Genomic DNA, 24,934 nt, shown 5'->3' on the forward strand with positions numbered 1-24,934 from the left:
ATCAGGATGCTGGAAATTGATCGAAAACACGAAACACGCCTTCCGACCAATGGGAAGCAACCAAGACAGGCCACCCAAACAATTTCTGCATCTGTTTTCGATATTGATACGGACAAAATCAAAATAACATGGCGCAGGAATTTACGAATTTACCTGAAAATCCCCGCAATCACGATCTTCTCAACATTGCACCGTATCTCTTGGCAGAGGCGGATATGGTCCTGTTACATTTTGATGATAAGTCGCAAAAACACACCGATGCGGTGCACGATTGCCGACAAAGCCGCCGCGACGCGCAATCCCCGTTGCACCAAATGCATTTGCGGCACCGCTTGCCGGCGGGTAGGCGAAAATCCGGCGATGACGGGATCCCTGCCCGGCTTTCCCGCTCACCCAACGTCATCCAGATCGATCGGCGCCATGGAAGATCTCAATGACATCTACTATTTCACCTCGGTGGTGCAGAACGGCGGCTTCACGGCAGCCGCCCGGACAACCGGCGTGGAAAAGACGCGCCTCAGCCGCCATGTGGCCGCGCTCGAACACCGTGTCGGCGTGCGCCTGTTGCATCGCACCACCCGTAACATCGCGCTGACCGAAGCAGGCGAACGCTTTTACGCTCACTGCCAACAAGTGCTGGAGGACGCCCGATCTGCTTTCGACAGCGTATCCGCCCTGCGCAAGGAGCCTTCGGGCAAGGTGCGGATGTGTTGTCCGGTTGTGCTTGGCCAGTCCTATCTGGCACCGATCCTGCCCAGCTTCCTCTCCGCACACCCCAAAGTCACGGTCTATCTCGAAACGACAGACCGGGTGCCCAACCTGCTCGAGGAAAGGTTCGACCTGGCGTTGCGCACGACGCCGGCCATCGCGGATTCGACGGAACTGGTCGCGCGGGATCTGGGACATGTACGGCGCATTCTTGTCGCCAGTCCGGACTTCCTGCGCGTGGCCGGTGATATTGGCGATGACCCCGCTTCATTGGCGGGAAAGCGGGCGATTTGCAGCATCGCGGATACTGCGGATGGCACCCCGCGCTGGATGCTTTTCGCAGCAGATCGGGATCCCCAACGGCTCGTGCCGACGCCCTGCCTCGTGACAAGCGATCTCAGGGTTCAACTGGAAGCGGCCACGCAAGGCGTCGGGATCGCGCTTCTGCCGGAGCCGGTCGCGCGATCCGCGCTCCGCTCGGGCAATCTCGTCCACGTCCTGCCCGCATGGTCGGCGCCGGACCATCTGGTTCACCTTGTCTATCCCTCGCCGCGTGGGATCCTGCCATCGGTGCGCAGCCTGATCGATTTTCTCGTGACCAACCTGCCATCGAGTATCGCGGAACGTCCCGCCTGAGATAGTGAACAGCCCCCAAGGTTTATGAATGCCTTCGGCCTGCAAAGCCCGCTGCCGTTCAAACCGGACGGGTGACAGCATCAGGTTCTGCAATCCGCACGCTCGTTTCCTGTTTCGTGATTTCGCAATCCGCCAAGCCCGGTACAAGGGGGGCATTGGGGAATACACGGAGGGGGCCGATTTGACCGATGCCGCAAATCAGGGTGGGGTGACCCACTCGACACGGCTGTTTCAGCTCGACGCGTTGCGCGGGATCGCGGCGCTGGTGATCATGCTGTTTCACCTCGATCTCGTCTATCGCATCCACGGCCCGTTCGTGCGCGGGTACTTGTTCGTCGACATGTTCTTTCTGCTTAGCGGATTCGTGCTGGCCGTTTCGACCGAGCGCAAGCTGAACGCAGGGATCGGTGCGCTGGCGTTCACGCGGGATCGTTTCGTCCGGCTCTGGCCGCTGGTCGCCGTGGGAGCCGGGGTGGCTGCCGCCCGGGCCTTTGCGATCGGAATGGCTGACCCGCTGACCTTGCTGCTTTGGCTGGTGCTGGATCTGGCGATGATCCCGAGCCTCACCGGAACCGGGCCGTTCTACCGCTTCAACGGGCCGCAATGGACATTGTTCTACGAGTTGCTGGCCAACTTCCTCCATGCGCTCGTTTTGCGCAAGGTTCCGACCCGCTGGATGCTGGCGCTCGCACTCGGCCTGGGTGCGGCGCTGATCGTTACGGTGCGCATCTACAAGACCGACACGATGGGCGTGAATGCGCCCACGTGGGGCACCTGGTGGATGGGGCTGCCACGCGTCGGCTGGTCCTATGTGCTGGGCGTGTGGATGGGCCGCAAATACAAGGAGGGTGTGCGCGGTCCGGTGCTGCCGTGGTGGCTGGCGCTGGCCTTGCCGGTGGTGGGGATCGCGATGGTCCCGCGCCTGCCGCTCAGCCTGGCCCATGGCGATCTGGTATTCGTGATCGGTTTCCTGCCGCTGGCCGTTTGGGCCGTCGCCCAGTCGCATCCGCCCAAGGCCTTGCAACCGGCGTTCGAATGGTTCGGCAATTATTCGCTGCCGCTCTATTGCGTGCATCTGACCGTCCTCGCCTGGATCTCCGAGGTGTTCGGGCGTGCCGTTTGGGTGCAGGTCATGGCAGTTGGTGCCGCCATGCTGCTCGCTTGGTTTTTTTCCAGGCTGGTTTCGTTCAAGGGCAGGCCAACCGAGGTCAAGCGCGGCCTTCCGCCTCAAGGCTGAGCACCGGCGCGGGCAAACTTCGCCCATTGCGAAATTCGGCGGCACGGGAGGGATGTGGCGGCCCTGCTGGCCACCCCTGCCCTGCGCAAGTCTGTCGATCGGGCGTTCAGCGCCTCGATCGCGAAAAAGGCGCACTGACCGGGCTGGCGCTGCCCATGGTCGCCGGTCCCTGCCGCGCGCCGGATGACGCGGCAGGGAGCCGTCGTTTCAGCTCATTTGCCGGTTTCGTAAACAAGCAGGACATTGCCCGGCATCTTGCCGGCAAAGCCATAGCCGGAATTGGCGATAACCATGCCCTTGTACGCGATCGGCGCGGTGCCGCCGCCGATCGAGCCACCATGCGCGGTGGTTCCGTCCACCGTGACGACGGGGCGCGTCGTGTCGGTTTCCCACAGCACGTGGCCGTCGCCAGCATCGTAGATGCGCAGGTAGCCATCGTTCGCGCCCGCAAGCACGAGGCCGTTGGTGCTGGTAATCGAACCGCCATAGCCGGGATGGCAGAACGTGCGTCCATTGCACACGGTATCGGTCGACGGTGCGCGCCAGACGTAGGCCCCGGTTGCGACGTCAAGCGCATAGATGCCCGGCCGCGCTTCGATATCGTGCGTGCGGCCATCGGGAACGTCGCTGACGGGGATGAACGCCTTGCCGTCCGCAGCGGCCAGCCCGAAGTGGATGCCGCCGACGACACCGCCGCGGCCCACGCGCTGCTTCCAGACAAGCGCGCCGGTGTCGGGATTGATGCCATAGGCCCAGCCCGACTTCTGCCCCGCAATCACGTAGTCGTGACCATCGGTGCCCTTGGCGAGCATGGTCCCGGCACCGAAATCGGCGTCCGGTCCGCTGTCGTCGGGGCAGTTGGGGCTGTGCGCTTCCTCGCACGAACCGTTCCAGGCGTCGTTGGCCAGCGCCTGATAATGCCAGCGGATCGCCCCGGTCGTCAGGTCGATCGCCACGATCGCATCGCTCAGCTCGGTGGCCGGGTTCGAGTAGTTGTCGCCGGTCGCGACGTACATCTGGTTGCGGCCCACGTCGATGGAAGGGCTGTTCCAGACCGGCACGCCTGCCGGGCCGTACCGCTCGACCCCGGTGACGGTCTTGCCGGTCAGCTTCGCTTCATCGACCAGATAGGTCCGCCACTTCTGTTCGCCGGTCGCAGCGTCGAGCGCGAGGATCGATCCCCGGAAGTTGCAGCACACGAAGTCAGGCTTGCTCGCCGCGCCCTCCTCCAGCGAGGACACCGGCACGTAGAGCGTGGATCCGTGCAGCACTGGCGCGCCGGTGAGCGTGGTGCTGGGATGGTCGCTGGCCGAAACCTTCCATACCTGCTGGCCGGTGCGGGCATCGACCGCATAGGCCCGGCCCACGAGATCGCCGAAGTAGACGAGCGGGCGAGCCGCGACGTCGCCCGCTTTCCACGGGCTGACGACGATGCCCGTCCGCACTTCGGCGGAAGCGGAATAAGTCCAGCGGGCGCAGCCGGTCTTGATATCGAGCGCATAGACCGTCCCGTTGTGGCTGCCCACGAAGATGGCGCCCCCGGCGATGGCCGGCTGCGAACGCGCGCGAAGCGCGTTGGGGAAGGCAAAGGCCCACTTGAGCCGGAGATTGGCCGCGTTGGCACGCGTGAGACCGGAAACGGCCCCCGGAATATCGTGCGTGCTGCGCGCATCGATGCCCCATCCCTCGAAGGCGGGGGGCGCGGTCATGTCGAATGCAGCGTTACCGGCAGCGCAGCGCTTCGGCTCGAGGCTCACGCCTTCGCCGAAGCGATGGCCGGTCACATACTGCGCCACAGCCTTGCGCTCGTCATCGGCAAGGCCGGCGGCCATCGGCTGCATGACGCCGTGGGTCAGTGCGCGCAGCACCGATTCCGGGGTCATCTGTTCCAGGATGAAGCGCTGCGGCGCGCGGTTGACGCCGGTTGCGTGGCAGGACGAGCAGATTTCCTCATAGACGCGCCTGCCCGTGGCGTGCGTTTCGGGGGCGAGCGCATCCGTCTTGTCGCGATACACGTCCGCAGAAGCCGCGCCATGGATGGACAGCGCTGCGCCCGCGTCGGCAGGCGAGGACTTGCCCGCCGGGGCGCCGGTCGATGTGCCGGCAATGCCGGCGCCCGTCCAGGCCAGCGCGCCGGCCAGCACGAGCAGGCCAGTCGCCCAAGGGCGACCCAGGTTGATTGGCATTCGATCTCTCCCGATGCTGACGTTGCGCCCGAAGAGCGTCGCCATTTTCCATTAAGTTTCGACCTGCTTCTGGCCTAAGCGCGATCCTTGGGTGCACTCCACATTCTGACAGGCCACGGCAAAACGCCGCCTAGGGCGCCGGTGCCCCCGCCCGCTGAAGGTTGGGTCTTCTGCGGATGCGGGCGGCACGGACGCACATCGGTCAAGGCCGGCTACGCGAGCTGCGTGAGCCCGAACAGCGCAGCGCCGGTTCCGAGCGGCAGTTTCTTGATGCGCGCGACCAGTTCCTCTTCATCGTCGCCGATGTTGTTGGCCGTGGGCGAATCCGCACTGGGTGCCGGACGGGTCACGTGGACCACATCGTCACCGATCATGCGCAACGACAGGCTGCGCCGGGTCGCACCGGCCGGAGTGGAACCACCGCCGTGCAGGCAGCTGGGATGGAAGATGAGCACGTCGCCGCGCTTCATCGAGCAGGTAACGATATCCCAACTTGCCCGGTCCGCCTCGATGTTCGGCAGGCGCGGCATTTCCTTTTCGTCGTAGACGGGAAGCGTATCGTCGCTGGGGTCGAAGAACGACCCGTTGTAGAGCGTTTCCCTATGGGAACCGCGCACCACTTCCAGCGCGTAGTCTTCCGGAATGTCCTGCAGCGGAATCCAGAACACCACGAACTTGCTGCCATCGATCGGATGATAGGGCGTGTCCTGATGCCACGGCGTCCGGCGCACCGGCTTGTCCGGGTCACCCTGCTTGAAGAAGAGCTGGTCGTGGAAATACCATACGCCGCCGGTGCCGAACACGTGCTGGGCGATGTTGACCACGGGCGTGTTGCCGAACATGGCCTGGAAGGTCGGCTTCTTGCTGGAATCCTCGACCGACTGAATGAAGGTTCCGCCGCTTTCGGCATAGAGATGCTGCGCCAGCGGGCTGGGATTGTCGAAGTTGCCCTGCCAGGCCGCTTCGATGAAAGCCATGTCCTGCTCTGAAAACGCGTTCTCGACGATCAGAACGCCATCGCGAAAGAACCGATCTGCGAAACCGTCCTTCTCGTTCAGATTCGTCCGAATTTCCGAAGAATCCGCCATTGCTGCTCTCCAAAACTGCGAGATTTGCCAAGGGCGTGCGGGAAGCGGGCGGCGCCACGCCGCTGGTCCCGCACGCGTCCGCCTTGCGTGTCAGCCCTTCTTGTGGACCTGCGTCACCGATTCCGGCATCGGCAGCTGCGGCGCTTCGAAGAAGCGGCTGATCTTCCAGCCGCCGTCCGACTTGCGAAGGTCGAGGTCGTAGTAGACGAAAACCTGGATATCGACGCCCGCCTTGGAACGGCCCATGCCGGTGACGTAGGCGTAGACCTGCGCTTCGTTGCCAGCCAGCTTCACCACGCGGAAGTTGGTCAGGATGTGCATGTGGTGCGACATGTCGGCAAAGACCTGCGTGTAGAAACCGCGGATCTGCTCATGTCCTTCAAAGCGCGGCAGTTCCAGGCCGGTCAGGTCCAGCACCGCATCTTCGGTGAAGTTGGTCATCATGAAATCGAGGTCGTCGAGCTTGTCGACAGCCACGCAGTATTTCACGACCGCTTCTTCCAGCGCGTTCTTCTCGATCAGGTATTCGATACCATCAGCCATGTCGTCTCTCCATTTGGGGCGGCGATTTCCGCCATCAGTTTTCGGGTATGATGCCTGCCGTCCCCCAGTCGCCCGGAGCAGCACCCGGTATCCAGTGTTTCGGGAGAGGCGCTCGGTGCTGCCGAAGCCCCTCCCTCATTCGCCACACTCAGATGTTGAACTTGAACGTCACGCCGTATTCGCGCGGCGATGTGTAGGAGACCTGGTTGAACAGGCCCGCGTTGTTGGTGACCGCTTCGATGTAGTGCTTGTCGGCCAGGTTGCGCGCCCAGACTTCCAGCGTCCAGCGGCCATCCTCGGGCGACCAGCCAAGATTGGCATTCAGGAAATGGGTCGGCTGGATGCGGACCAGCGGCTGGCCCTGCAGCCCCTGGAGCAGCTTGGTGTCGGTATAGGTGTAGAGCACGTTGGCGCGTGCCTTGCCGCTACCAACCGCGACCTCGTACGTCGCACCCGCGGATGCCGACCACTTGGGCGAGTTCTGCAGTGCGCGGCCGCTCAGGTCGATGATCACGCCGGTGGGATCGAGGAAGTCGAACTTCTTGTACTTGGCATCGAGGTAGGCAAGCGAACCCGTGAGGGTGAGGCCCTCAACCGGCAGTGCGGTCGCTTCCAGTTCGAAGCCCTTGATCTCGGCCTTGGCGGCGTTGAAAATGGACGTGCCGATGGTCTTGCCGTCGGGCAGGATGTAGTTCTGCGCCACCTGCATGTCGCGGTAGTTCGTGTAGAACCCCGCAAGGTTGAAGCGCAGGTGACGATCGAGCAGGTCGGTCTTCACGCCCGCTTCGAAAGTATCGACCTTCTCGGGATCGTAGGGACCAAGATCCTGCGGCCGTGCCACGCGCCCGACGAAGCCGCCCGACTTGAAGCCGCGCGCCCACGAAGCGTAGAGCAACGTATCGGGGGTGGCCTTGTAGTCGATGCCCAGCTTCCAGCCGACGTTGTCCCACGACTGGCTGCCGGAAGCCCGGAAGCCGCCCAGCAGGGTATCGCCGCAGCTGCCTTCGTGCGTGCAGTAAAGGCCGATGCCGCTGGCGTTGTAATAATTGTCCGTGCCCGCGATCATGCGGGTGTTTTCATGCGTGTACCGGACGCCGGCCTGCACGCGCAGCTGGTCGGTCACGTCGATGTAGGTCTGCGCGAACAGCGATCCCGACCAGTTGTCCTGATCCTGCGGCAGGTTCTGCCGAAGGCCGGGAGCGAACGCTTCCAGCCGCACGCTGTTGAAGTGGTCGTAATGCGTCTTCATGAAGAAGCCGCCGGCCTGCAGCTTGACCGCATCGGTCAGGTCCGCAGCGGTGCGAAGTTCCTGGCTGAACTGCCAGCCGCGCGTGCCGCGATAGGTGTCGATTCCCAGACCGACGATCGCGTCGTTGTCGGTGAACTCTTCGAGCTTGAACTGCTTGTAGCCGGTGATCGCGGTAAGGTCGCCAAGCGGCGTGTTGCGCACGTTGATCGTCAGCGTGCCGCGATAGTTGTCCATGTCGCTCTTGTCGGGACCGAAGTCGCGCGCGCTGTAGTACTTGTCCGGCGCACGGCATGGCGCGGCGTCCGACGCGCAGGGAGAGGCATACATCGGCAGGACCTGGTCGGTCGTCATCGTGCCGGCAGGTGCGTAGATCGCATAGCCCGGCCCGGTCGATCCGTTCACGATCACCGGCGCGCCGTTGCGCGTGCGGCCGTATTCGCCGCCCAGGGTCACGTCGACATCGTTGGTCGGCGTGTACTTCAGGTACGCCCGCAGAACCGTCACATTCCGGCGCCCCATGTCCGTGCCGTCGACGATGTTGGTGTAGAAGCCGTCGCGCTGCGTGTGCATCGCGGACACCTTGCCGGCGAGAACGCCGTCAACCAGCGGCACGTCCACCGCGGCCTTGATGTCCATGCGGTTCCAGTTGCCATAGGTCACTTCGCCGCGGACACCGAACTGGCCGGTGGGCTGACGCGTCACCACGTTCACCACGCCGCCGGTGGTGTTGGCGCCGAACAGCGTGCCCTGCGGTCCGCGCAGCACTTCGATCCGGTCAACGTCGAACAGGTCGAGCAGCGCACCCATCGAGAAGTATTGCGGGACGCCGTCCTGCACGATCGACACCGTGTTGCCGGCGAACGGATCGGGTTCGATCACGCCGATGCCACGGATCGTAAAGACCGCGCTATTGGGGGTATTGGTGAAGTTGTTGATCTGAAGGTTGGGGATCGTTCCCTGAAGCCCCTTGAGGTCGACCGCCTTGAGATTTTCGACCGCAGCGCCAGTTACCGCGGTCACCGCAATCGGCACCGACTGGATGTTTTCCGAGCGCTTCTGGGCAGTCACGACGATTTCGGCCAGCCCTTCCTGCGGCGCGGCTGCGGCACCGGCCTCTTGCGCCACGGCAGGAGTAGCGGCCGCAAGCGCACCGGCGATCGTGCACAGCGCGGTGCAGTGGTACAAGTTCTTGGTCATGTTTCCCCTCTCTCTCGACGCAACCGGCATCAGCGGCACGGTTTGCGCATCCCATCCTCAGCCCCCCTGCCTAAGGCAGGCGGGGTTATGATCGATTGTTGTACAACAGTCGTACATATAACGGATGAGCGAACCACCTCGCATTTTAACGAGGCGAGACAAGACGAGACAATTGAGGACGTGGATAGCGGCCCGGCCCCTATACGGGGCCGGATTACGACGCGCGGAAAACCGGGTCAGTCGAGCGCGAACGCGCCTTGCAGCAAGCTGCGCAACATTGCCTTCTGCCTCTCGGCCGGCCAGTCGCTCCGGTGCTGCGACACAAGGCTGGCGATGCCGTTCACATAGATCTGGATCTGGGTTGCGGCAGAGATGCTGTCGATGTTTGCGGGAAACTGCCCGGCCGCCTTCGCGCTTTCGATCAGGCGCAGGAACAGATGGTGCGCATTGCTCGTGCCTTCGCGCCATTCGCGCGAAACGTCAGGCTCGGCGGGCGCCATTCCCCAGAATGCGAACCATGTATGCCAATCGCGCCACCGCTCCTCGGTCAAGGGCAGAAGGTGCTCCAGCGTTTCGATCAGCGGATGACCGTGGCTGATCGCCGCTTCGATCAGCGCCTCCACCTTCCGGCGCGCCTGCTGGTGGGTGAATACCAGCATCTCCAGTTTGCTGCTGAAATAGTGCGACACGACCGTGGTGCTATAGCCTACCCGAGACGCGACTTCGCGGATCGTGACCGCTTGAACACCCTGCTCGTACACCAAGTCGTCGACCACTTGGGCGATGAGTATCCGGCGCTCATCGTGGTTGACTATCCGCGGCATGGAGTATCGCAGAGCGGAGGAGATCGATGCATTTCGGCGGCATAGACCGCCTTCCCACGTTCCGGCAATCCCGGCGCGGAAGGCTCTACCATTTAGATCAGGTGCGTCGTCGGCAGTGTCAAAATGAACCGCACCGGGTTCTGCAGGCTCCAGCTTCCGACCAGGTGGAGCCGATCCGAGCAAGACGACGAACACGCTTGCCCCCCTTGTTCGGGCACGTCCGGTTCGATGACCGGGTCCTCCCCTCCCCCGCGCCTTCACAAACGGAACCGGGCCGGGAATTTCTTCCCGGCCCGAAACCAAAGGGCCAACAGTCCGGCTGAGCGTTCAGCCGTCTTGCGGACTTCCTTGTTTCAGACTTCAGAAGTCCATCGTGAGCGATGCCATCACGGTCCGCGGCGAACCGAGGAACGCGGCACCACCGTCGGCACCGGCGAGGTAGCGTTCGTCGGTGAGGTTGTTGACGGTCACGGTGAAGTCGAGGTTCTTCAGCTTGTCGACCAGTTGCCCGACGTTCACGCCGACATAGGCGTTGGTCAGCGTGAACGAACCGCTGGGCATGGTGCCGGCGGTGTCGATGAAACGACTGCTGACATACTTGGTCGAAACGCCAGCCCTGAAAATTTCGCCGCTGTAATCGACCGAACCGACCAGCATCGACTTCGGCGTGTTGTACACCTGCACGCCGGGCGTGATGCCAAGCGCCGCGTTCTTGGCCGCATCGCCCGTGCCCAGATACTTGGCGCGGTTGTACGAGTAGGACGACGAGATCTGGAGCTGCGGCGTCAGCCGATAAGCGCCCGCCAGTTCCACGCCGGTGCTCTTCACACCGCCCACGTTCTGGTAGATGCCGTCGACTTCCGAGAGATAGTCGATGCCGGTCACGAAGCCCGACGGCACGTACACGACGCGGTTGTCGAACTTGATGTCGTAAACCGTGACCGAGCCCGAGAAGCGGCTGTCCGAATAACGCACGCCACCTTCGATGCTGTCGGCCGTTTCAGGCTTGATGTCGCGCCGAACGATCTCGGGCTGGTCAAGCAGGCTGCGGCTGAGCGCGGCGAAGTTCTGCGCGTAACCGGCAAACACTTCCAGACCCTTCATCGGGCGGTAGTTCAGGCCGCCCGAGAGCAGCGCCTTCGACCAGTACTTCATGCCCGTGACCAGCGGATCGCCAACCAGGCCGGTGCGGCTTTGGTCAAGGTGATACTGCTTGATGCCGGCGCGGGCGGTCAGGTCGCCGAAAGTGACGGAATCGTCGGCGTAATAGACGAATTCCTTCACACCGTAGTTGCGGCTGTACTGCACGTAATAAGGCACGGCGTCGAACTGGAAGCTGGAGCGGGCGTCGGTGATCTTGTGCCAGTCGCGCGTCACCTTGGACTTGCCGTCCTCGTACCAGATGCCGGCGCGCAGCAGGTTCTGCACCGAGCCGAAATCATGCTCCCAGTTCACATCGACAACCGCGCCAAGGCGGCGGTTGCGATAGTGCGTGTGGCGATAGGACATCGCAGGCGTGCTGCCCGCAGCATAGCAGCTGGGATCGTAGACCGCCGGCAAGCCGGCGCTGCCCGCGCAGCCTTCGATCATCGGCGCGGTGGCGCCGGTGGGCGTGACGTAATAGATCTTGCCGAGCGGAGAAACGCCATAGACCGTGCCCGACCGGTTGAATTCACTGTTGGGGTTGCCCGCCCCGTCGTTGGTGACGTCCACCAGATAAGGCGGAATCCAGTCGCCGCGGCCGGTCATCTTATGGCCATAGACGCTGGCCATAACCTTGACTTCGCCCAGATCCGCCTTGGCGCGCAGGTAACCGAACAGGTTCTTGCGCAGCGCGCGCGAACCGGACCGGAAGTTCTGGTCGATATAGGGGATGCCGGTCCAGTTGCTGGTCAGGCCATCGAAGTTCGGGTTCTGGCGGAAACCGGCCAGCGAAACGCTGCCATATTCGCCTTCGTTCGCATCGTCATAAGACAGATAGCCGGTCAGAGCGACCTTGCCGAGATCGCTGGTCACCTTGCCGGCGACGTGATCGCGCGACGTGGTGTCCGACTGGGCAACCCAATCCTTGACGCGCGAAGACGAGGCGCTGAGCCACGCGTAGGTGCCCGACGCGATCTCGCCGGTGTCCACGCGGCCATAGACCTTGCGACCGCCGAAGTCGCCGCCGGCGACAACGAAGCGGAACCGACGCTCCTTTTCCGGATCCGAGGTCTGGTAATCGAGCGTGCCGCCCAGCGATTCATTGGTGCGCGAGGAGATGTCGGCCGTGCCTTGCGAAACGGCAACCGTCTTGAGGTTCAGCACGTCGAGGTAGCGATTGGCCTTCGAGCCGCCGCCATAACCCGAACCGCCGTTCGGCATGCCGTCGATCGTCGTGCCGATGTGGCCGTCGTTGGTCGAGAAGCCGCGAATGGTGATGTTGGTTACCCAGTCGGCCGAACCGAACGCGTCGGCTTCGGTCACGAACACGCCCGGCAGTTCGTTGATCACGGTGTTCACGCTGGCGATGGCCGCCTGGCGCTTGATCATCGTGGGGGTGACGTCGGACTGGGCATAAGTGGTCGGCGCGGCGATCACGGTGATCTGGCCGTCCGCTCCCACTTCGCTGTCGGCTGCTTCGGATGCGGCTGCTTCGGCGCTTTCAGCGGCGCGGGCAACGGACGTCGAAGCCAGAATGGCGATTGCAGCAACACCGCAATATAACTTCTTCATTTTCAGTACTTCCCTGATAAATGTATTCTGTTTTAAAAACAGAAATTGCGACCACGTCCGGAGAAATATGAAAATACACGAAAATGTATTTTCATATTTCTTCCAGATTTGGATTATTACTTTTTGGTAATCCCCTCGCGGCAGCCTATGGCGGCGGCAAATGACAATCTGGTGACCTCCCGGCACACCCGAAAAAATCAATCAGACCATGATATTGTCACACAGCCGACACCTTCACGATCGACATCGGCAGCCTTTTCGCCAGCACAGTCCTCAGGGAAAGCAACACAAGATGATCGATGGAAACCGCCGCTCGTTCTTGCGGGGGAGCCTTGCCGCCACTGCCGCCGCGGGGTTTCCGGCAGCGATCGCGCGGGCGGCTTCGATCGCCCCGGACGTGCGCAGCGGCACGATCGCGGATATCGACCACGTGGTCATCCTGATGCAGGAAAACCGCAGCTTCGATCATTACTTCGGCACGATGGCGGGCGTTAACGGGTTTTCGGACCGCTTTGCGATCCCGCTGCCCCTCGTGGACGGAGCGCCCCGCGACGTCTGGCGCCAGAAAGCGAAAGACGGGCGGCTGATCGCGCCGTTCCACCTTGCCACCACCGTGGACTTCGAGCTGATGCGCGTCGAAGGCACGCCGCATCACTGGGAGGACGCGCAGTTCGCCTGGGACAACGGCCGGATGGACAGTTGGCCCGCCGCGAAGACTCCCCGCGCCATGGGGCATTTCCAGCGCGAGGACATTCCGTTCCAGTTCGCGCTGGCGGAAGCCTTTACCCTGTGCGACGCCTATCACTGCTCGATCCAGGCAGGCACCAATCCGAACCGTCTGTTCCTGTGGACCGGAACGAACGGCCCGTCGGGCACCACCGGCGGCCCTGCCATCTCCAATTCCCACGACAACCTGCCGCAATTGGGCGGGCATCCCGAATCCTATCGCTGGACGACATACGCCGAACGCCTGCACGCCGCCGGTATCGACTGGCGCATCTACCAGGACATGGCGGACAATTTCACCGACAACCCGCTGGCCGGTTTCCACGCGTTTCGCACCGCCTTCGATCGCGCGCCGGGCTCGAACCCCGAACTGCTGGAGCGCGGCCTGTCCACCCACACACTCGATCGCTTTCGCGCCGACGTGCGCGAGGGCAAGCTGCCGCAAGTCAGCTACATGATCGCCCCGGCGGCACTGTCGGAACATCCCGGCCCGTCCAGCCCGGCGCAGGGTGCTGCCTATACCGCCGAAGTGCTGGAGGCGTTGACGGCGAACCCCGCCGTGTGGGCGCGCACGGTGCTTTTCGTCATGTACGACGAGAACGACGGCTTCTTCGATCACGTGCCGCCACCTGCGCCGCCTGCGCGCGCGGACGGCGGCCTTCTGGGCGGATCGACCGTATCGACCGATGGCGAATACCACCTCGCGCCCAGCCCGGCGGCCAAGGAAGCCGACATACCCGAACTGCGCGGCCGCAGTTACGGCCTTGGCCCCCGCGTGCCGATGTTTGTCGTGTCACCATGGAGCCGGGGCGGCTGGATCAATTCGCAGGTCTTCGATCATACGTCGGTGATCCGCTTCCTGGAACAGCGGTTGGGTATCGCGGAGCCGAACATCACCCCCTGGCGGCGCGCCGTCTGCGGCGACCTGACCACTTGCCTCGACTTTTCCCGGCAGGATGCGCGAATGCTGTCAGCCTTGCCGGATCCGCGCCCGCAGGCCGCGCGCGCCGCGAAAATTGCGCACCAGCCTAGCCCCGATGCCCCCGCCATCGCCGATAGGGCAGCGCAGGAATGGGCCATCCGGCCATCGCGCAGCCTGCCATACCGGCTTGATGTGACAGGCAGCGCGGGTGAAGACGCCATTGCCCTGCACTTCCATGCCGGAGAACATGACGGCCACGGCACCGGCGCCGTGTTCCACGTCTACGACCGGTTGGCGCTTGACCGCGCGCCGCGTCGCTACACCGTCACGCCGGGCCAAAGCCTGACCGGCGATTGGCCCTTTCACGACGGCGCGTATGACCTGTGGGTGCTTGGCCCCAATGGCTTTCACCGCCATTTCGCCGGCAACGCGGGCGAAGTGGCGCCCCGGCTGGACTGGCGGCTCGATCATGCCGCCCGCACACTGTCACTTTCGCTGTCGAGCGGCAGACTGGAGGTCATGCCCGCTGCCTATGGCACCCATTATCGCGGCTGGGCGGCCGAAGGGCGGCGGCAGCATCGCTGGCAGCTTGATGCCACGGGCGGCTGGTACGATTTCGTGCTGACCAGCCCGGAAGCGCCGGCGTTCCGGCGCCGTCTTGCCGGACGGCTGGAAAATGGGCGGCCCACCATCACCGACCCTGCACGTGGCTGGGTGTAGAGAGGAAAGCGTCAGTCAATGGAAAGCGCAAGTACCGAATAGGCCCTGGATTTCCAGACGCATTCAGCTTTCAAAATCTGCTGCCGTTCGCCCCTATGAACGCGGTCCAGTCCATGCTGGTGAACTGCGAGCCTTGATCAGACCTGCCTCCATCACATCCTGCTCGTCGCATCCACCAGGTGTTGCAGGACAGTCTGCACTGCCAGCGACCTATACCTTTGCTGGCTGCTCACGATCCAGGCGTCGGCCTGCTCTACCGGATACTGTGGCAAGAGCGGCACCAGCCTGCCCATCCGCAAGTCTTCATCGATCATGAAATCGGGCAGAAGCGCGATGCCATGTCCCATGATCGCCAGTTGGTGGGCTACGAGCATATTGCCCGCCGCCACGCTCCAGCGCACCGAGCATTCCCAGCCATCGTCGAAGCGCCAGGTATCAAGGGTGGCGCTGGTGACGATAGCGTTATGGGATGTCAGATCCGAAGGTGTCTGCGGCACACCGGCCTTGTCCAGATAGGCCGGGGCGGCGACCATGAGGCGCGTGAACGAGCATAGCCTCCTGGCGACCAGGCTGCTGTCGTCCAGCCGCCCCATGCGAACAGCCAGATCAATGCTCTCGCTCACGATGTTGATGCGCCGCTCGGTAAGCCGCAGATCGATCTGCACTTCAGGATAGGTCTGGCTGAGCCGGACAAGATGGGGTGCCACCAGATATTGCCCGAGTGCCGCCGTGGTCGTGAGCGAGACGCGTCCTGCCACAGCCCGGCCACGTTCAGCGATGGCCTGCGCTGCAAGGTCTGCTGCGGCGATCGCAGGCTTCGCCATGTCGTAGATGCGCCGCCCTTCGTCGGTCAGCGAGAGCGCCCGCGTCGAGCGTCGGAACAGCGAGGTGCGCAACTGCACTTCCAGATCGGCAAGTCTGCGGCTGACCGTGGACTTCGGCAGTCCCAGCCGATGCGCTGCGCTCGTAAAGCTGCCCTGATCGGCAATCGTTACGAGCAGGGCCAGATCATCGAGAGAGGGCTTCATTGTTCTGATTATGGAACAATGCAATCCCAAGGGCAATTATTATCAAGACAGTCACGCAGGCGCATACAGTGTTCATGACAGCAAGGAGCGCTTGCCATGATCACTTTCTCGCCAGCCTATACGCCGACCCAAATGCGCCACGGCGCCGCGTTCTCGGCGCGTCAGTATCCCCGGCAGGCATTCGCCAATCTCATCGATCCGGTCCTCAACATCGACTGGTTCGAGATGAGCGACCCGACGTTCCCTCCGCACCCTCATGCGGGTTTTTCGGCCGTCACCTATCTGTTCGCGGATTCACCGAATGGCTTCGTCAACCGCGACAGTCTGGGGATGGTCCAGGACATTCGTCCCGGCGGTCTCCACTGGAGCAGGGCCTCGCGCGGATTGATGCATGAAGAGGCGCCGATCCCCGGTGCGGGGCCGGTGAACGGCCTCCAGATCTTCATCAATCTGCCCGCGGCCAGCCAAGGCGATCCCGCTGCCGCCTTCCCGGTGCCGGCAGGGATGGTCAAGCGCAGCACCAGCGCTGGCTGGGACCGCCGCGTCGCAGTCGATGGAACGACACTGGGCGAAGCGGTGGACGCTCTGCCGTCACCTGTGCGGATCGAGGAAATCGCGCTGGACGGAACGACCCCGTATCTTCTCGACATTCCCGGGGATTGGGGCGGCATCCTCATCGTGCTGGAAGGCTCGGTCGAGATCGACGGCCAGACCCTGAGCCACACCCAGGCGATCGGTTTTGCCGCAGACCATGACGATCAGGTCGAAATTGCCCCCCATGCAGGGCCGTCGCGCCTCGCGATCATCAGCGGCGCGCAGCTCAAGCAGCCCGTTTTCTCGCTTGGCCCCCTCATGCTCGCCAGTGCCGAGGCGCTCGACGAGGCACGCCGGCGCGTGGCCGCTCTCACTTTGTGACCTGACCTTCCAGCTTAAACACCTGCGGCAGTGCCGCTCCATCCGTTGATCAGAAAGGAACACCACCATGGCTTCGCCATCGATCCCCGCCCGCGTTACCGCCGAAAACTCGGCGCTGCTCCTGATCGACCACCAGGTCGGCACCATGCAGCTGATCAAGAACATCGACCGTGACCTTGCCGCACGACAGTCGATCGCGCTTGCCAAGATGGCACAGATCCTGGGCATCCCGGTCGTCATCACGTCCAGCCAGGAAGAAAACGCCCAAGGCCCGATCCTGCCTGAAATCGCCGCGATCCTGCCAGAGGCATATGATGCGCGTGTCAAGCGGCGCGGGGTCGTCAATGCCTGGGCTTACCCGGAATTTCGGGATGCCGTGCTTGCCACGGGGCGCAAGCATCTGATCATGGCCGGAGTGACCACCGACGTTTGCCTGATTTTTCCGGCGATCGATGCTGCTCTCGAAGGCTTTGCCGTTCAGGCCGTGATGGACGCTTCCGGGTCGCCCAGCGACCTCTCCGAAGAGTTCGCCCGCCAGCGCATGCATGATGCCGGTGTCGTGCTCACGGCGACGAACACGCTGATGGCAGAAATCGCGCAGGACTGGTCGACGCCGGCGGGTCAGCAACTGATCGGCTTGCTGTTCAGCGATGTGTTCCCCGCGCTGGGGGCCAGCATCGCGTAAATCTCACCCCACACAGATATTCCAAATCCAGGGAACGACCATGAGCCAGACCTTCTCACCCGTCCGCGTTGGACGTTACGACCTCCGCAACCGCTTCGTGATGGCCCCGATGACCCGCAGCCGCGCGCAGTTCGACGGCACGCCGGGAGACCTTGCTGCCCAGTATTACGCCCAGCGCGCAGGCGTCGGCCTGATCGTCGCCGAAGGCACGCAGCCATCGGATGACGGCCAGGGCTACCTCTCCACGCCGGGCATCTACACGCCTGCCCATGTCGCGGGTTGGCAGCGGATCACGTCTGCCGTCCACGACAAGGGCAGCCGCATCTTCATCCAGCTCATGCACGCCGGCCGACTGTCGCATCCGGACAACACGCCTCATCACCGTCTGGGCGTTGCCCCGTCCGCCATCGCGCCCGGCACCGGTATGTTCACGCCCAGCGGCATGCAGGACGCCCCCACCCCGCGCGCCTTGACGACGGATGAAGTGCGCGAGACGGTCGCTGACTTCCGGCACGCGGCACGCTGCGCGATCGAAGCTGGCGCAGACGGCGTCGAGATCCACGGGGCGAACGCATACCTGATCCAGCAGTTCTTCGCTCCGAGCGCCAACACGCGCACGGATGCCTATGGTGGCTCGATCGAAAACCGCGCCCGCTTCGCCATCGAGATCGCAGCGGCCATTGCCGAGGAGATCGGTGCAGATCGCACGGCCATTCGCCTCTCGCCGGGGACGACGATGTGGGGAATCGACGAAGGCCCGGAAGGTCCCGAACTTTATCGCCATCTGGTAACAGAGCTGAACGAGCTGGGCCTCGCCTACCTCCACATCATGCATCAGGGCGACGAAGCCCTGCTAGCGGACATCCGCCAGCTCTGGCAGCAGTCCCTCATTCTCAACCGCCCCGGCCGTCCTCGAGAGGACATCGGCGCGGATGTGGCGTCGGGTCTCGCCGATCTGGAATCCTATGGCCAGATGATCCTCGCCAACCCCGATTTCGTAGCCCGGCTGCAAGCGAACGCGCCGATGAGTGCAGCCGATCCCGCCAGCTATTTCGGCGGCACCGAACAGGGATACATCGACTATCCCGCAATGGCAGAAGTGAACTGAGCGCAAGGGGGCCGTACAAGGTACGGCCCCCAACCCGGCGAAAGCCGCCAACGACGGCCGGCGATGCCGGCCGGCTCGCTCCGAACGGTGTGCCTGCTACAGGATGAAGTCTGCGGCCGTCAGCGCGACATTGGTCACGGTGACCGCGATCGCCTGGCTGTCGGTGATGGCGCCGTCCGAGGCGGAGACGATCACGTCATAGATGTTGTTCGCACCGGCATCGCCCGGCGCTTCAAAGACAGGGGCCGATTTGAACGAAAGCTGGCCAGTCACGGAATTGATCGTGAACAGATCGCCGTCTGCGCCGCCGCCGATGAAATAAGTCAGCTTGGTGCCGGCATCGGCATCGGCGGCCCTCACGGTGGTGACCGCCGTCGCGTATTCAGCCACGCTGAGCTTGGCTTTTGCTCCTCCACCGTCCGAAGTGATGACAGGAGCCTGGTTGGTGTCGGTGACGGAGAATACCTGCGCCTTGATGGAGGTGGCGCTCGCATCGCCAAGCGTCGCACTGCGATCGGTCCACGCGATCGTGAACCCGCCATCGTGCAGCTTGGTGACCGCCGGGTCGAATTGGGCGGCATCGACCTGCGTGTTCACGCGGAACTCTGTGCCGACCTTCTCTCCCCAGGTGTCGACCACTTGCGCCTTGACGCCAGCCACACTCGTATCGCCCAGGGTGCCGCTGTAGTCCGTCCATGTCGCCACGAAGCCGCCGTTGGCCAGCCCGGTGATGGCCGGTTCGATCTGGTCACTGGCTATCTGCGTATTGACCAGAAAATCACCGCCGACCGCACCCACTTTAATCATGCCGTTCTCCGTTGGCGCAGGACAAGGGCTGGCGGCGCACAGACAGATCCGCCGCCGCTTTTCACCGTGCCAGGCCTCTTTTGAAATCCGAGGAGGCGCGTCTTTTGACGGGAGATGCGACAGAATAATTACACGCGGGATGCTCTCGATCCGCATGAGTCCGATAACGGCTACCTTGTGCGGTCAGGGCGATGTGGATGAAGGCTCGGGTGCGAAGGGCAAGGCGTTGGTTCGACTGACGGCTTGGCCGGCATTCGAGAAAAGCAGGGAAAACGCCTGATTTCCGGTCATTCAAAGGGCGGAATGGCTCGTCGAATGCAGCCGTCCATTCACCCTATCGTCAAAGGCCAATAGCACCGGTAAAGGGCCCGGATGCCGGCAATCAAAGATATCACTCAACTGGGCAAGCTGATTGCCCTTCAGCATGGATGGGCAGCGGCGAAAGCTTTCAAGGCCTATGAAATGGATGAAGCCGATCAGGCGGCGCTGTCGCATTGCGCCATTGATCTGCTGAAGATATTTCCGCCCACCCCGGATACGAGCGCCCTCATGAGCGCAGCCTTGGCGGTGAGCCTGGAGCGCCACATGAAGGCGCCCATCCATGTGGTTGCCGGAACCCTGGCTTTGGAAGGCGTGCCGGTTTTCGGAAACCGACAGCCCTTTGACGGTTCACAGGTGCTCGGCACATCCAGCTCGGATTGGAACGGCCATGTCTGGGTCATGATCGGCCCATATGTCGTCGATATCTCGATTTTCCGCACCGCCTATTCGGCCGAAGGGCCAGCCAGATTGGCCAAGCACATCGACCTCACCTTCGGCCCTAAAAAGGGATTGTACGTCGACCACTGGAAACGGACGCGACAAGTGGGGTTGAATTATGAGCCCCAATACGTGCTCGACGCGGACGAAGTGACAGCCCTTATGGGTCGCGCCTTCGACATCATAAAGCAGGCTCGGCCCGCTTCGGCATCGTAGAGGTCACAAGCGATATTCCCATAATATTTCAGGGAGTTCGGACAGCGTGATTGCGCGTCCACGTCCCGGCAGCATCCGGGCCGCCCGCAAATTGCCGGTAGGCCTGTAGATCAAGGCTGCTTTCGTTCGGCGCAGCGGGATCCGCAATCCGGCTTGTCCAATCCGACGACGGAAAGCCGCGCATCGGCGCTTCCCCGTTGGCGGCGGGATTTCTGCCGCGAACATCGCGGCCAAACCGTTCCGATTGACGAAAATGGGTGCCTCTCGAAATCCGGCGATCGTCCACCCGCGGTTCGCCGTGAAGCTTCGGAAAGTATTGCACAAATCGCTCATGCACAGCTCCTTATGGAGCCGAAATCAGGTCCCGCCTCTCCAATCAACCAGTCCTGAGCTTAACAAAAAAAGGTTTTCTTTTTTTATTAAGCTGCCTAAGCGTGCCTGAGACCGCCGATCGCCAGCCAATACGGCGACGGGTCCAGATCATGCCGGACAACGGCAGGTGGGAGCGAAGGGATGGGGCAATCGCAGGGCATCGGCCCGGCTTCACGACCATGGACCATGCAAACGCCCGGGGCAGCGCAGCCTCCCCGCGCATGTTCGCACGCCGTCCGTCCTGCCGGTCCCCCCAATATGGCCATCACCATCCATGAACGGCGCGCCCGGGGCGTGGGCTCGCCGCGAACATTTCCAACGCATTTTCAAACGGGGGTTACCATGAACAAGCGTTATCTTTCGACGACTGCCCTGCTCGGCTCATTGCTGCTGGGCGCCGTGGCCGGACAGGCCCGCGCCCAGGAGGCGGGCGCCGCCGCTGCCGGCGACGCCGATTTCGGCGAGATCATCGTAACCGCGCAAAAGCGCGAGGAAAAACTTTCCAACGTGGGCATGTCGATCGCCGCCGCCACTGGCGACCAGCTGGCGACGCTGGGCGTGAACGAGCCGGCCGACCTTTCCAAGATCGTCTCGGGCTTCACGTTCGCCCAGTCGCCCTACAACACGCCGATCTACACGCTGCGCGGCGTGGGCTTCTATGAATCGACGCTCAGCGCATCGCCCACGGTCAGCGTCTATGTCGATGAAGTGCCGCTGCCCTATCCGGCGCTGACCACCGCCGCGGGCCTCGATCCGCAGCGCGTCGAAGTGCTGAAGGGACCGCAGGGCACGCTGTTCGGCCAGAACTCCACCGGCGGCGCGATCAACTACATCGCCGCCAAGCCCACCGCCGATTTCCGCGCCGGCACCAGCGTCAGCTATGCCCGCTTCAACGAAGTTGACGCCAACTTCTACGTGAGCGGTCCCATCACCGACACCCTGCGCGGCCGCATCGCCGTGTCCACCAGCCAGGGCGGCGCGTGGCAGCGAAATATCCTGAACGGCGAAACGCTGGGCGACAAGAACCTGGTGCAGGGCCGTATCCTGCTCGACTGGACGCCCACCGACCGGCTCAAGCTGGCGCTGAACCTGACGGGTTGGAAGGACAATTCGGACACCCAGACGCCCCAGCTGATCGCGCGGCAACTGCAGACGCCGGGCCAGCCGGGCGGCAGCACCGATATCGTTAACGCGCAGCCGCTGATCCCCGATGGCCATGCACGTCTTGCCGCGTGGGGCCGCACCTTCCCCCTCACGCGTGACGATTCCATGCTTCAGGGTTCGCTGCGCGCCGATTACGAGCTGACCGACACGCTCACAGTAACGTCGCTGACCTCGTATATCCGCTATCGCTCGCTGGCGGGCATGGACGTCGACGGCATGGCGATCCGCAACCTGGACACAGAAGCGACCGGGGAAATCGACTCGTTCTTCCAGGAACTGCGCCTCTCCGGCAACACGCCGAAGCTGCACTGGATCGTGGGCGCCAACTACCAGAAGGACAATACGCACGATTCGCTGATCTACGATGCGGGCCAGTCCTCCAACGTGATCGGCTGGAACCGCGACATCAACTTCTCCAACCAGGACATGAAGACCTTCGCCGTCTTCGCCAATGCGGACTACCAGATTACTGATAGCCTCTCGGTCCTGGCGGGCGTGCGCTACACCAATGCCAAGCGCGACTACAACGGCTGCTCACTGGGCGATGCCGGTCTTGCGGCGATCTACAACTACGTCGCGCAAGTGTTCCACCCCGGCGCGCCGTCGATCGATGCGGGCGAATGCGTGACACTCAACGTCGACTACAGCCCCGCCGGCCTGATCTACAACAAGCTGAACGAGGACAACGTTTCGTGGCGCGTGGGCCTCAACTACAAGGTCACGCCCGACGCGCTGCTCTATGCCAACGTTTCGCGCGGCTTCAAGGCGGGCAGCTTCCCCACCCTTGCCGCCTCGCAGACCCCGCAGACCCTCCCGGTCGTGCAGGAAGACCTGATCGCCTACGAAGGCGGCTTCAAGGCTAAGCTGGCGCGCGGCGTGAACGTCGATGGCGCGGTGTTCTACTATGACTACACCAACAAGCAGGTGCGTGGCAAAATCGTCGACTTCCTGTTCGGGGTCGAGGAACGCCTCGTCAATCTGCCCAAGTCGCACGTGTTCGGCGTCGAACTGCAGGCCACCGTGCAGCCGGTCTCCGGTCTGCGCCTGACCGCCAACGGCACCTATCTGGAAACCAAGATCGATCGCTACAGCGGCCTCGACAGCGCGGGCCTGCCCCGCAACTATCGCGGCACCCCGTTCCCGGCCTCGCCCAAGTGGCAGGGCTTTGCCGACGCCGAGTACGAGTTCGCGGTTTCGGCCAAGGCCAATGCCTTCTTCGGCGGCAACGTGACGTATAACAGCGCCACCAACAACTCGCTCGATCAGGATGCGCGGGCAGCCATCAAGGAGTTTACCACGGTGGACCTGCGCGCCGGGCTTCGCAGCGCGGACGATGCGTGGACCGTGATGGTCTTTGGCCGGAACGTGACGAATGCCTATTACTGGAACAACGTCTACAAGGCGAACGACACCTGGGTCCGCTATGCCGCCAAGCCGGCGACCTACGGCATCAAGCTGCAGTATTCGTACTGATCCGGATGCGGGGGGCTTCATCATGAAGCCCCCTTTTTCCATGCCTGATGCATCAGGCATGAGCCAATGGTTCAGGCGTCCGTGTCCAGCTTCGCGACCTTGCCCAGCGGCGAGCGCGCCACCTTGGCGCGGCGGCTGCGGCCGGGGGCCAGCAACTGCCGCGTGCGGATACCGGCAAGGCCGGCCTGCAGCATCGCCTCAAGGTTGTCCTTCATATAGTCGCGCAGATCCTGCAGCCGCTTCTCGCTGCCACCGATCAGCAGGTAGTTGAGCGCCATGCCTTCTACCAGGAATGTGGAATATTCGACCGCGAAGCGGAACATTTCGCCCGCCTCGCCCCATTCGGGGTGCAGCGCGAGCAGATTGCGGTTCCACTGGCGCTGGAAGCGTTCGTGCGCAGGCACCAATTCGGCTTTCAGGATAGGATCGGTGCGCGCCGCCACCGCCAGTTCGTGGCAGGCGATGAACAGCGGGTCGATCATTTCATTCCAGTAGATTTCCAGCGCGGTTTCGAAATCCTGCGGAATGGACACGACGGCACGGATCGTTTCCTCGTGCTTGCGAAGGCGCAGGGCGAAGGCGTGGGTGATCGCGGCGCGGGTGATCGCGGCGATCGAGGAGAAGTGATAGGTCACCGCCCCCATGCTCATCCCCGCGCGCTCGGCGATTTTTTCCTGCGTCGTCTTGGCGTAACCGTAGAGGTTGTAGCAGTCGATGGCGGCGTCGAGGATGGCGGCCCTGGTTCGCGCCCCTTTCGCCCCTTTCGCGCCTTTTCCCTCTTTCGCCACTACGTTCGCCATTGACTGTCCTCGTTGCCACGCGGCGCTATCAGAACATTGAGCCTGGCGGAACGCACTAGGCCAAATGACCGCCCGCAAAACCAGAAAAATATCTTTTTTTCTTTTTTGTACTGACATAGTGAGTGGCTTGAACGCTGCCCCCGCAAGCCGGACCAACAGGCAGCAGCACACGAGAGAGCGAGCAAGAAAGGCCAGGTCACATGAGCAGGATTTTCGGCGCGACCCGGCAGGTCGCCATGGTGGTGAAGGACATCGATACGGCAATGGCCGCGATGACCGAGAAGATGGGCATCGGCCCGTTCTTCATCCTGCGCGACGTGCAACCGGAGGATTACCAGTATCGCGGGCAGGCCATGGCGGCCCCGGTGCTGTCGCTGGCCTTCGCTTTCAGCGGCGATCTCAACATCGAACTGATCCAGCAGCATGACGACGTGCCCAGCGCCTATACCGAATACCTCGCCGCGCGCGGGCAGGGCGTGCAACACCTTTCATCGTGGACGAGCAAACCGGAGGAATACGACGCGCTGCGCGCCGAGTTGCTCGCCGCCGGGCATCGCATCGCGCATGAAGGCCGCGTCGGGACCAACCGCTTCATGTATTTCGACACCATCGACCCCGCGCTGGGCATGTGCTTCGAAGTGTCCGAAGGACTGTCGGCCGATCTGGGCCCGCTCGTGGCGCAGATGTGCGAAATCACCCGGACATGGGACGGTTCCGGGCCAGTCCGACCATTTGCCTGAGGCCGAAAGGCCTCGGGCGGGGCCGGGCGGGATTCCTCCCCTCGCCCGGCCCTTTCGCCCGATCCCTTTCGCCAGCAGGCGCTGCCGTTAACAGCCCCCCTTCCGATCGAGAAAGA

Annotated in this window: 19 protein-coding genes; 9 read left to right on the forward strand and 10 right to left on the reverse strand. The window is 63.1% G+C overall.

Going from position 1 to position 24,934, the window contains the following annotated elements; translation table 11 throughout:
* Positions 1-6 precede the first annotated feature (6 nt).
* Together OLX02_RS12715 and OLX02_RS12720 are read left to right on the forward strand one after the other, a co-directional pair.
* Positions 7-1,344 carry a LysR substrate-binding domain-containing protein gene (locus OLX02_RS12715; RefSeq protein ID WP_264423389.1) on the forward strand — a complete coding sequence of 446 codons (1,338 nt, stop codon included), beginning with the start codon at positions 7-9 and terminating at the stop codon, positions 1,342-1,344.
* Positions 1,345-1,525: 181 nt separating this feature from the next.
* On the forward strand, positions 1,526-2,581 hold the full coding sequence (locus tag OLX02_RS12720) for an acyltransferase family protein (protein ID WP_264423390.1): 1,056 nt from the start codon (positions 1,526-1,528) through the stop codon (positions 2,579-2,581).
* 212 nt (positions 2,582-2,793) lie between these two features.
* Here the strand turns inward: OLX02_RS12720 and OLX02_RS12725 are convergent, their stop codons facing one another.
* From OLX02_RS12725 to OLX02_RS12750, 6 genes are all read right to left on the reverse strand, one after another.
* Positions 2,794-4,767, reverse strand: coding sequence for a PQQ-binding-like beta-propeller repeat protein (locus tag OLX02_RS12725; RefSeq protein WP_264423391.1), 1,974 nt, complete (start codon positions 4,765-4,767; stop codon positions 2,794-2,796).
* Positions 4,768-4,979: 212 nt separating this feature from the next.
* A complete protein-coding gene (locus tag OLX02_RS12730) occupies positions 4,980-5,855 on the reverse strand; it encodes a phytanoyl-CoA dioxygenase family protein (protein WP_264423392.1) in 876 nt (291 codons plus the stop codon).
* Positions 5,856-5,945: 90 nt separating this feature from the next.
* Positions 5,946-6,398 carry a nuclear transport factor 2 family protein gene (locus OLX02_RS12735; RefSeq protein WP_264423394.1) on the reverse strand — a complete coding sequence of 151 codons (453 nt, stop codon included), beginning with the start codon at positions 6,396-6,398 and terminating at the stop codon, positions 5,946-5,948.
* Between the two features lie 148 nt (positions 6,399-6,546).
* Positions 6,547-8,844 carry a TonB-dependent receptor gene (locus OLX02_RS12740; RefSeq protein WP_264423395.1) on the reverse strand — a complete coding sequence of 766 codons (2,298 nt, stop codon included), beginning with the start codon at positions 8,842-8,844 and terminating at the stop codon, positions 6,547-6,549.
* A 236-nt stretch (positions 8,845-9,080) separates the two neighbouring features.
* A complete protein-coding gene (locus OLX02_RS12745) occupies positions 9,081-9,863 on the reverse strand; it encodes a TetR/AcrR family transcriptional regulator (protein ID WP_264423397.1) in 783 nt (260 codons plus the stop codon).
* A gap of 165 nt (positions 9,864-10,028) precedes the next feature.
* Positions 10,029-12,383: a TonB-dependent receptor gene (locus OLX02_RS12750; RefSeq protein ID WP_264423398.1), complete on the reverse strand. Its 2,355-nt coding sequence runs from the start codon at positions 12,381-12,383 to the stop codon at positions 10,029-10,031.
* Between the two features lie 292 nt (positions 12,384-12,675).
* Between OLX02_RS12750 and OLX02_RS12755 the strand changes: the two genes are divergently transcribed.
* Positions 12,676-14,751: a phosphocholine-specific phospholipase C gene (locus OLX02_RS12755; RefSeq protein ID WP_264423400.1), complete on the forward strand. Its 2,076-nt coding sequence runs from the start codon at positions 12,676-12,678 to the stop codon at positions 14,749-14,751.
* A gap of 152 nt (positions 14,752-14,903) precedes the next feature.
* On the opposite strand, the gene OLX02_RS12760 is transcribed toward OLX02_RS12755, so the two are convergent.
* Positions 14,904-15,779 (reverse strand): LysR family transcriptional regulator, encoded by an 876-nt coding sequence (locus tag OLX02_RS12760; RefSeq protein ID WP_264423401.1) that lies wholly within the window; start codon positions 15,777-15,779, stop codon positions 14,904-14,906.
* A gap of 96 nt (positions 15,780-15,875) precedes the next feature.
* Here OLX02_RS12760 and OLX02_RS12765 point away from each other — a divergent pair, with 96 nt between their 5' ends.
* From OLX02_RS12765 to OLX02_RS12775, 3 genes are all read left to right on the forward strand, one after another.
* Entirely contained in the window at positions 15,876-16,694 is an 819-nt protein-coding gene (locus OLX02_RS12765; protein WP_264423402.1) for a pirin family protein, read from the forward strand.
* 67 nt (positions 16,695-16,761) lie between these two features.
* Positions 16,762-17,379: an isochorismatase family protein gene (locus OLX02_RS12770; RefSeq protein ID WP_264423403.1), complete on the forward strand. Its 618-nt coding sequence runs from the start codon at positions 16,762-16,764 to the stop codon at positions 17,377-17,379.
* Between the two features lie 40 nt (positions 17,380-17,419).
* Positions 17,420-18,487, forward strand: coding sequence for an alkene reductase (locus OLX02_RS12775; RefSeq protein WP_264423405.1), 1,068 nt, complete (start codon positions 17,420-17,422; stop codon positions 18,485-18,487).
* Positions 18,488-18,583: 96 nt separating this feature from the next.
* On the opposite strand, the gene OLX02_RS12780 is transcribed toward OLX02_RS12775, so the two are convergent.
* The gene (locus OLX02_RS12780) at positions 18,584-19,294 is read right to left on the reverse strand and encodes a cadherin repeat domain-containing protein (protein WP_264423407.1); all 711 of its coding nucleotides are present in this window, start codon (positions 19,292-19,294) and stop codon (positions 18,584-18,586) included.
* A gap of 372 nt (positions 19,295-19,666) precedes the next feature.
* Between OLX02_RS12780 and OLX02_RS12785 the strand changes: the two genes are divergently transcribed.
* Positions 19,667-20,269 (forward strand): hypothetical protein, encoded by a 603-nt coding sequence (locus tag OLX02_RS12785; RefSeq protein ID WP_264423408.1) that lies wholly within the window; start codon positions 19,667-19,669, stop codon positions 20,267-20,269.
* Positions 20,270-20,272: 3 nt separating this feature from the next.
* Here OLX02_RS12785 and OLX02_RS12790 read toward each other — a convergent pair whose 3' ends face one another.
* Positions 20,273-20,602 (reverse strand): hypothetical protein, encoded by a 330-nt coding sequence (locus OLX02_RS12790; protein ID WP_264423409.1) that lies wholly within the window; start codon positions 20,600-20,602, stop codon positions 20,273-20,275.
* Positions 20,603-20,983: 381 nt separating this feature from the next.
* On the opposite strand from OLX02_RS12790, the gene OLX02_RS12795 reads away from it, so the two are divergent.
* Positions 20,984-23,278: a TonB-dependent receptor gene (locus tag OLX02_RS12795; RefSeq protein ID WP_264423411.1), complete on the forward strand. Its 2,295-nt coding sequence runs from the start codon at positions 20,984-20,986 to the stop codon at positions 23,276-23,278.
* Positions 23,279-23,349: 71 nt separating this feature from the next.
* On the opposite strand, the gene OLX02_RS12800 is transcribed toward OLX02_RS12795, so the two are convergent.
* Positions 23,350-24,078: a TetR/AcrR family transcriptional regulator gene (locus tag OLX02_RS12800; protein ID WP_264423413.1), complete on the reverse strand. Its 729-nt coding sequence runs from the start codon at positions 24,076-24,078 to the stop codon at positions 23,350-23,352.
* Positions 24,079-24,278: 200 nt separating this feature from the next.
* Between OLX02_RS12800 and OLX02_RS12805 the strand changes: the two genes are divergently transcribed.
* Positions 24,279-24,818: a VOC family protein gene (locus tag OLX02_RS12805; RefSeq protein ID WP_264423415.1), complete on the forward strand. Its 540-nt coding sequence runs from the start codon at positions 24,279-24,281 to the stop codon at positions 24,816-24,818.
* Positions 24,819-24,934: the final 116 nt, after the last annotated feature.

The sequence above is a fragment of the Novosphingobium sp. KCTC 2891 genome (assembly GCF_025938155.1).
In the GTDB taxonomy this organism is placed as follows: Bacteria; Pseudomonadota; Alphaproteobacteria; order Sphingomonadales; family Sphingomonadaceae; genus Novosphingobium.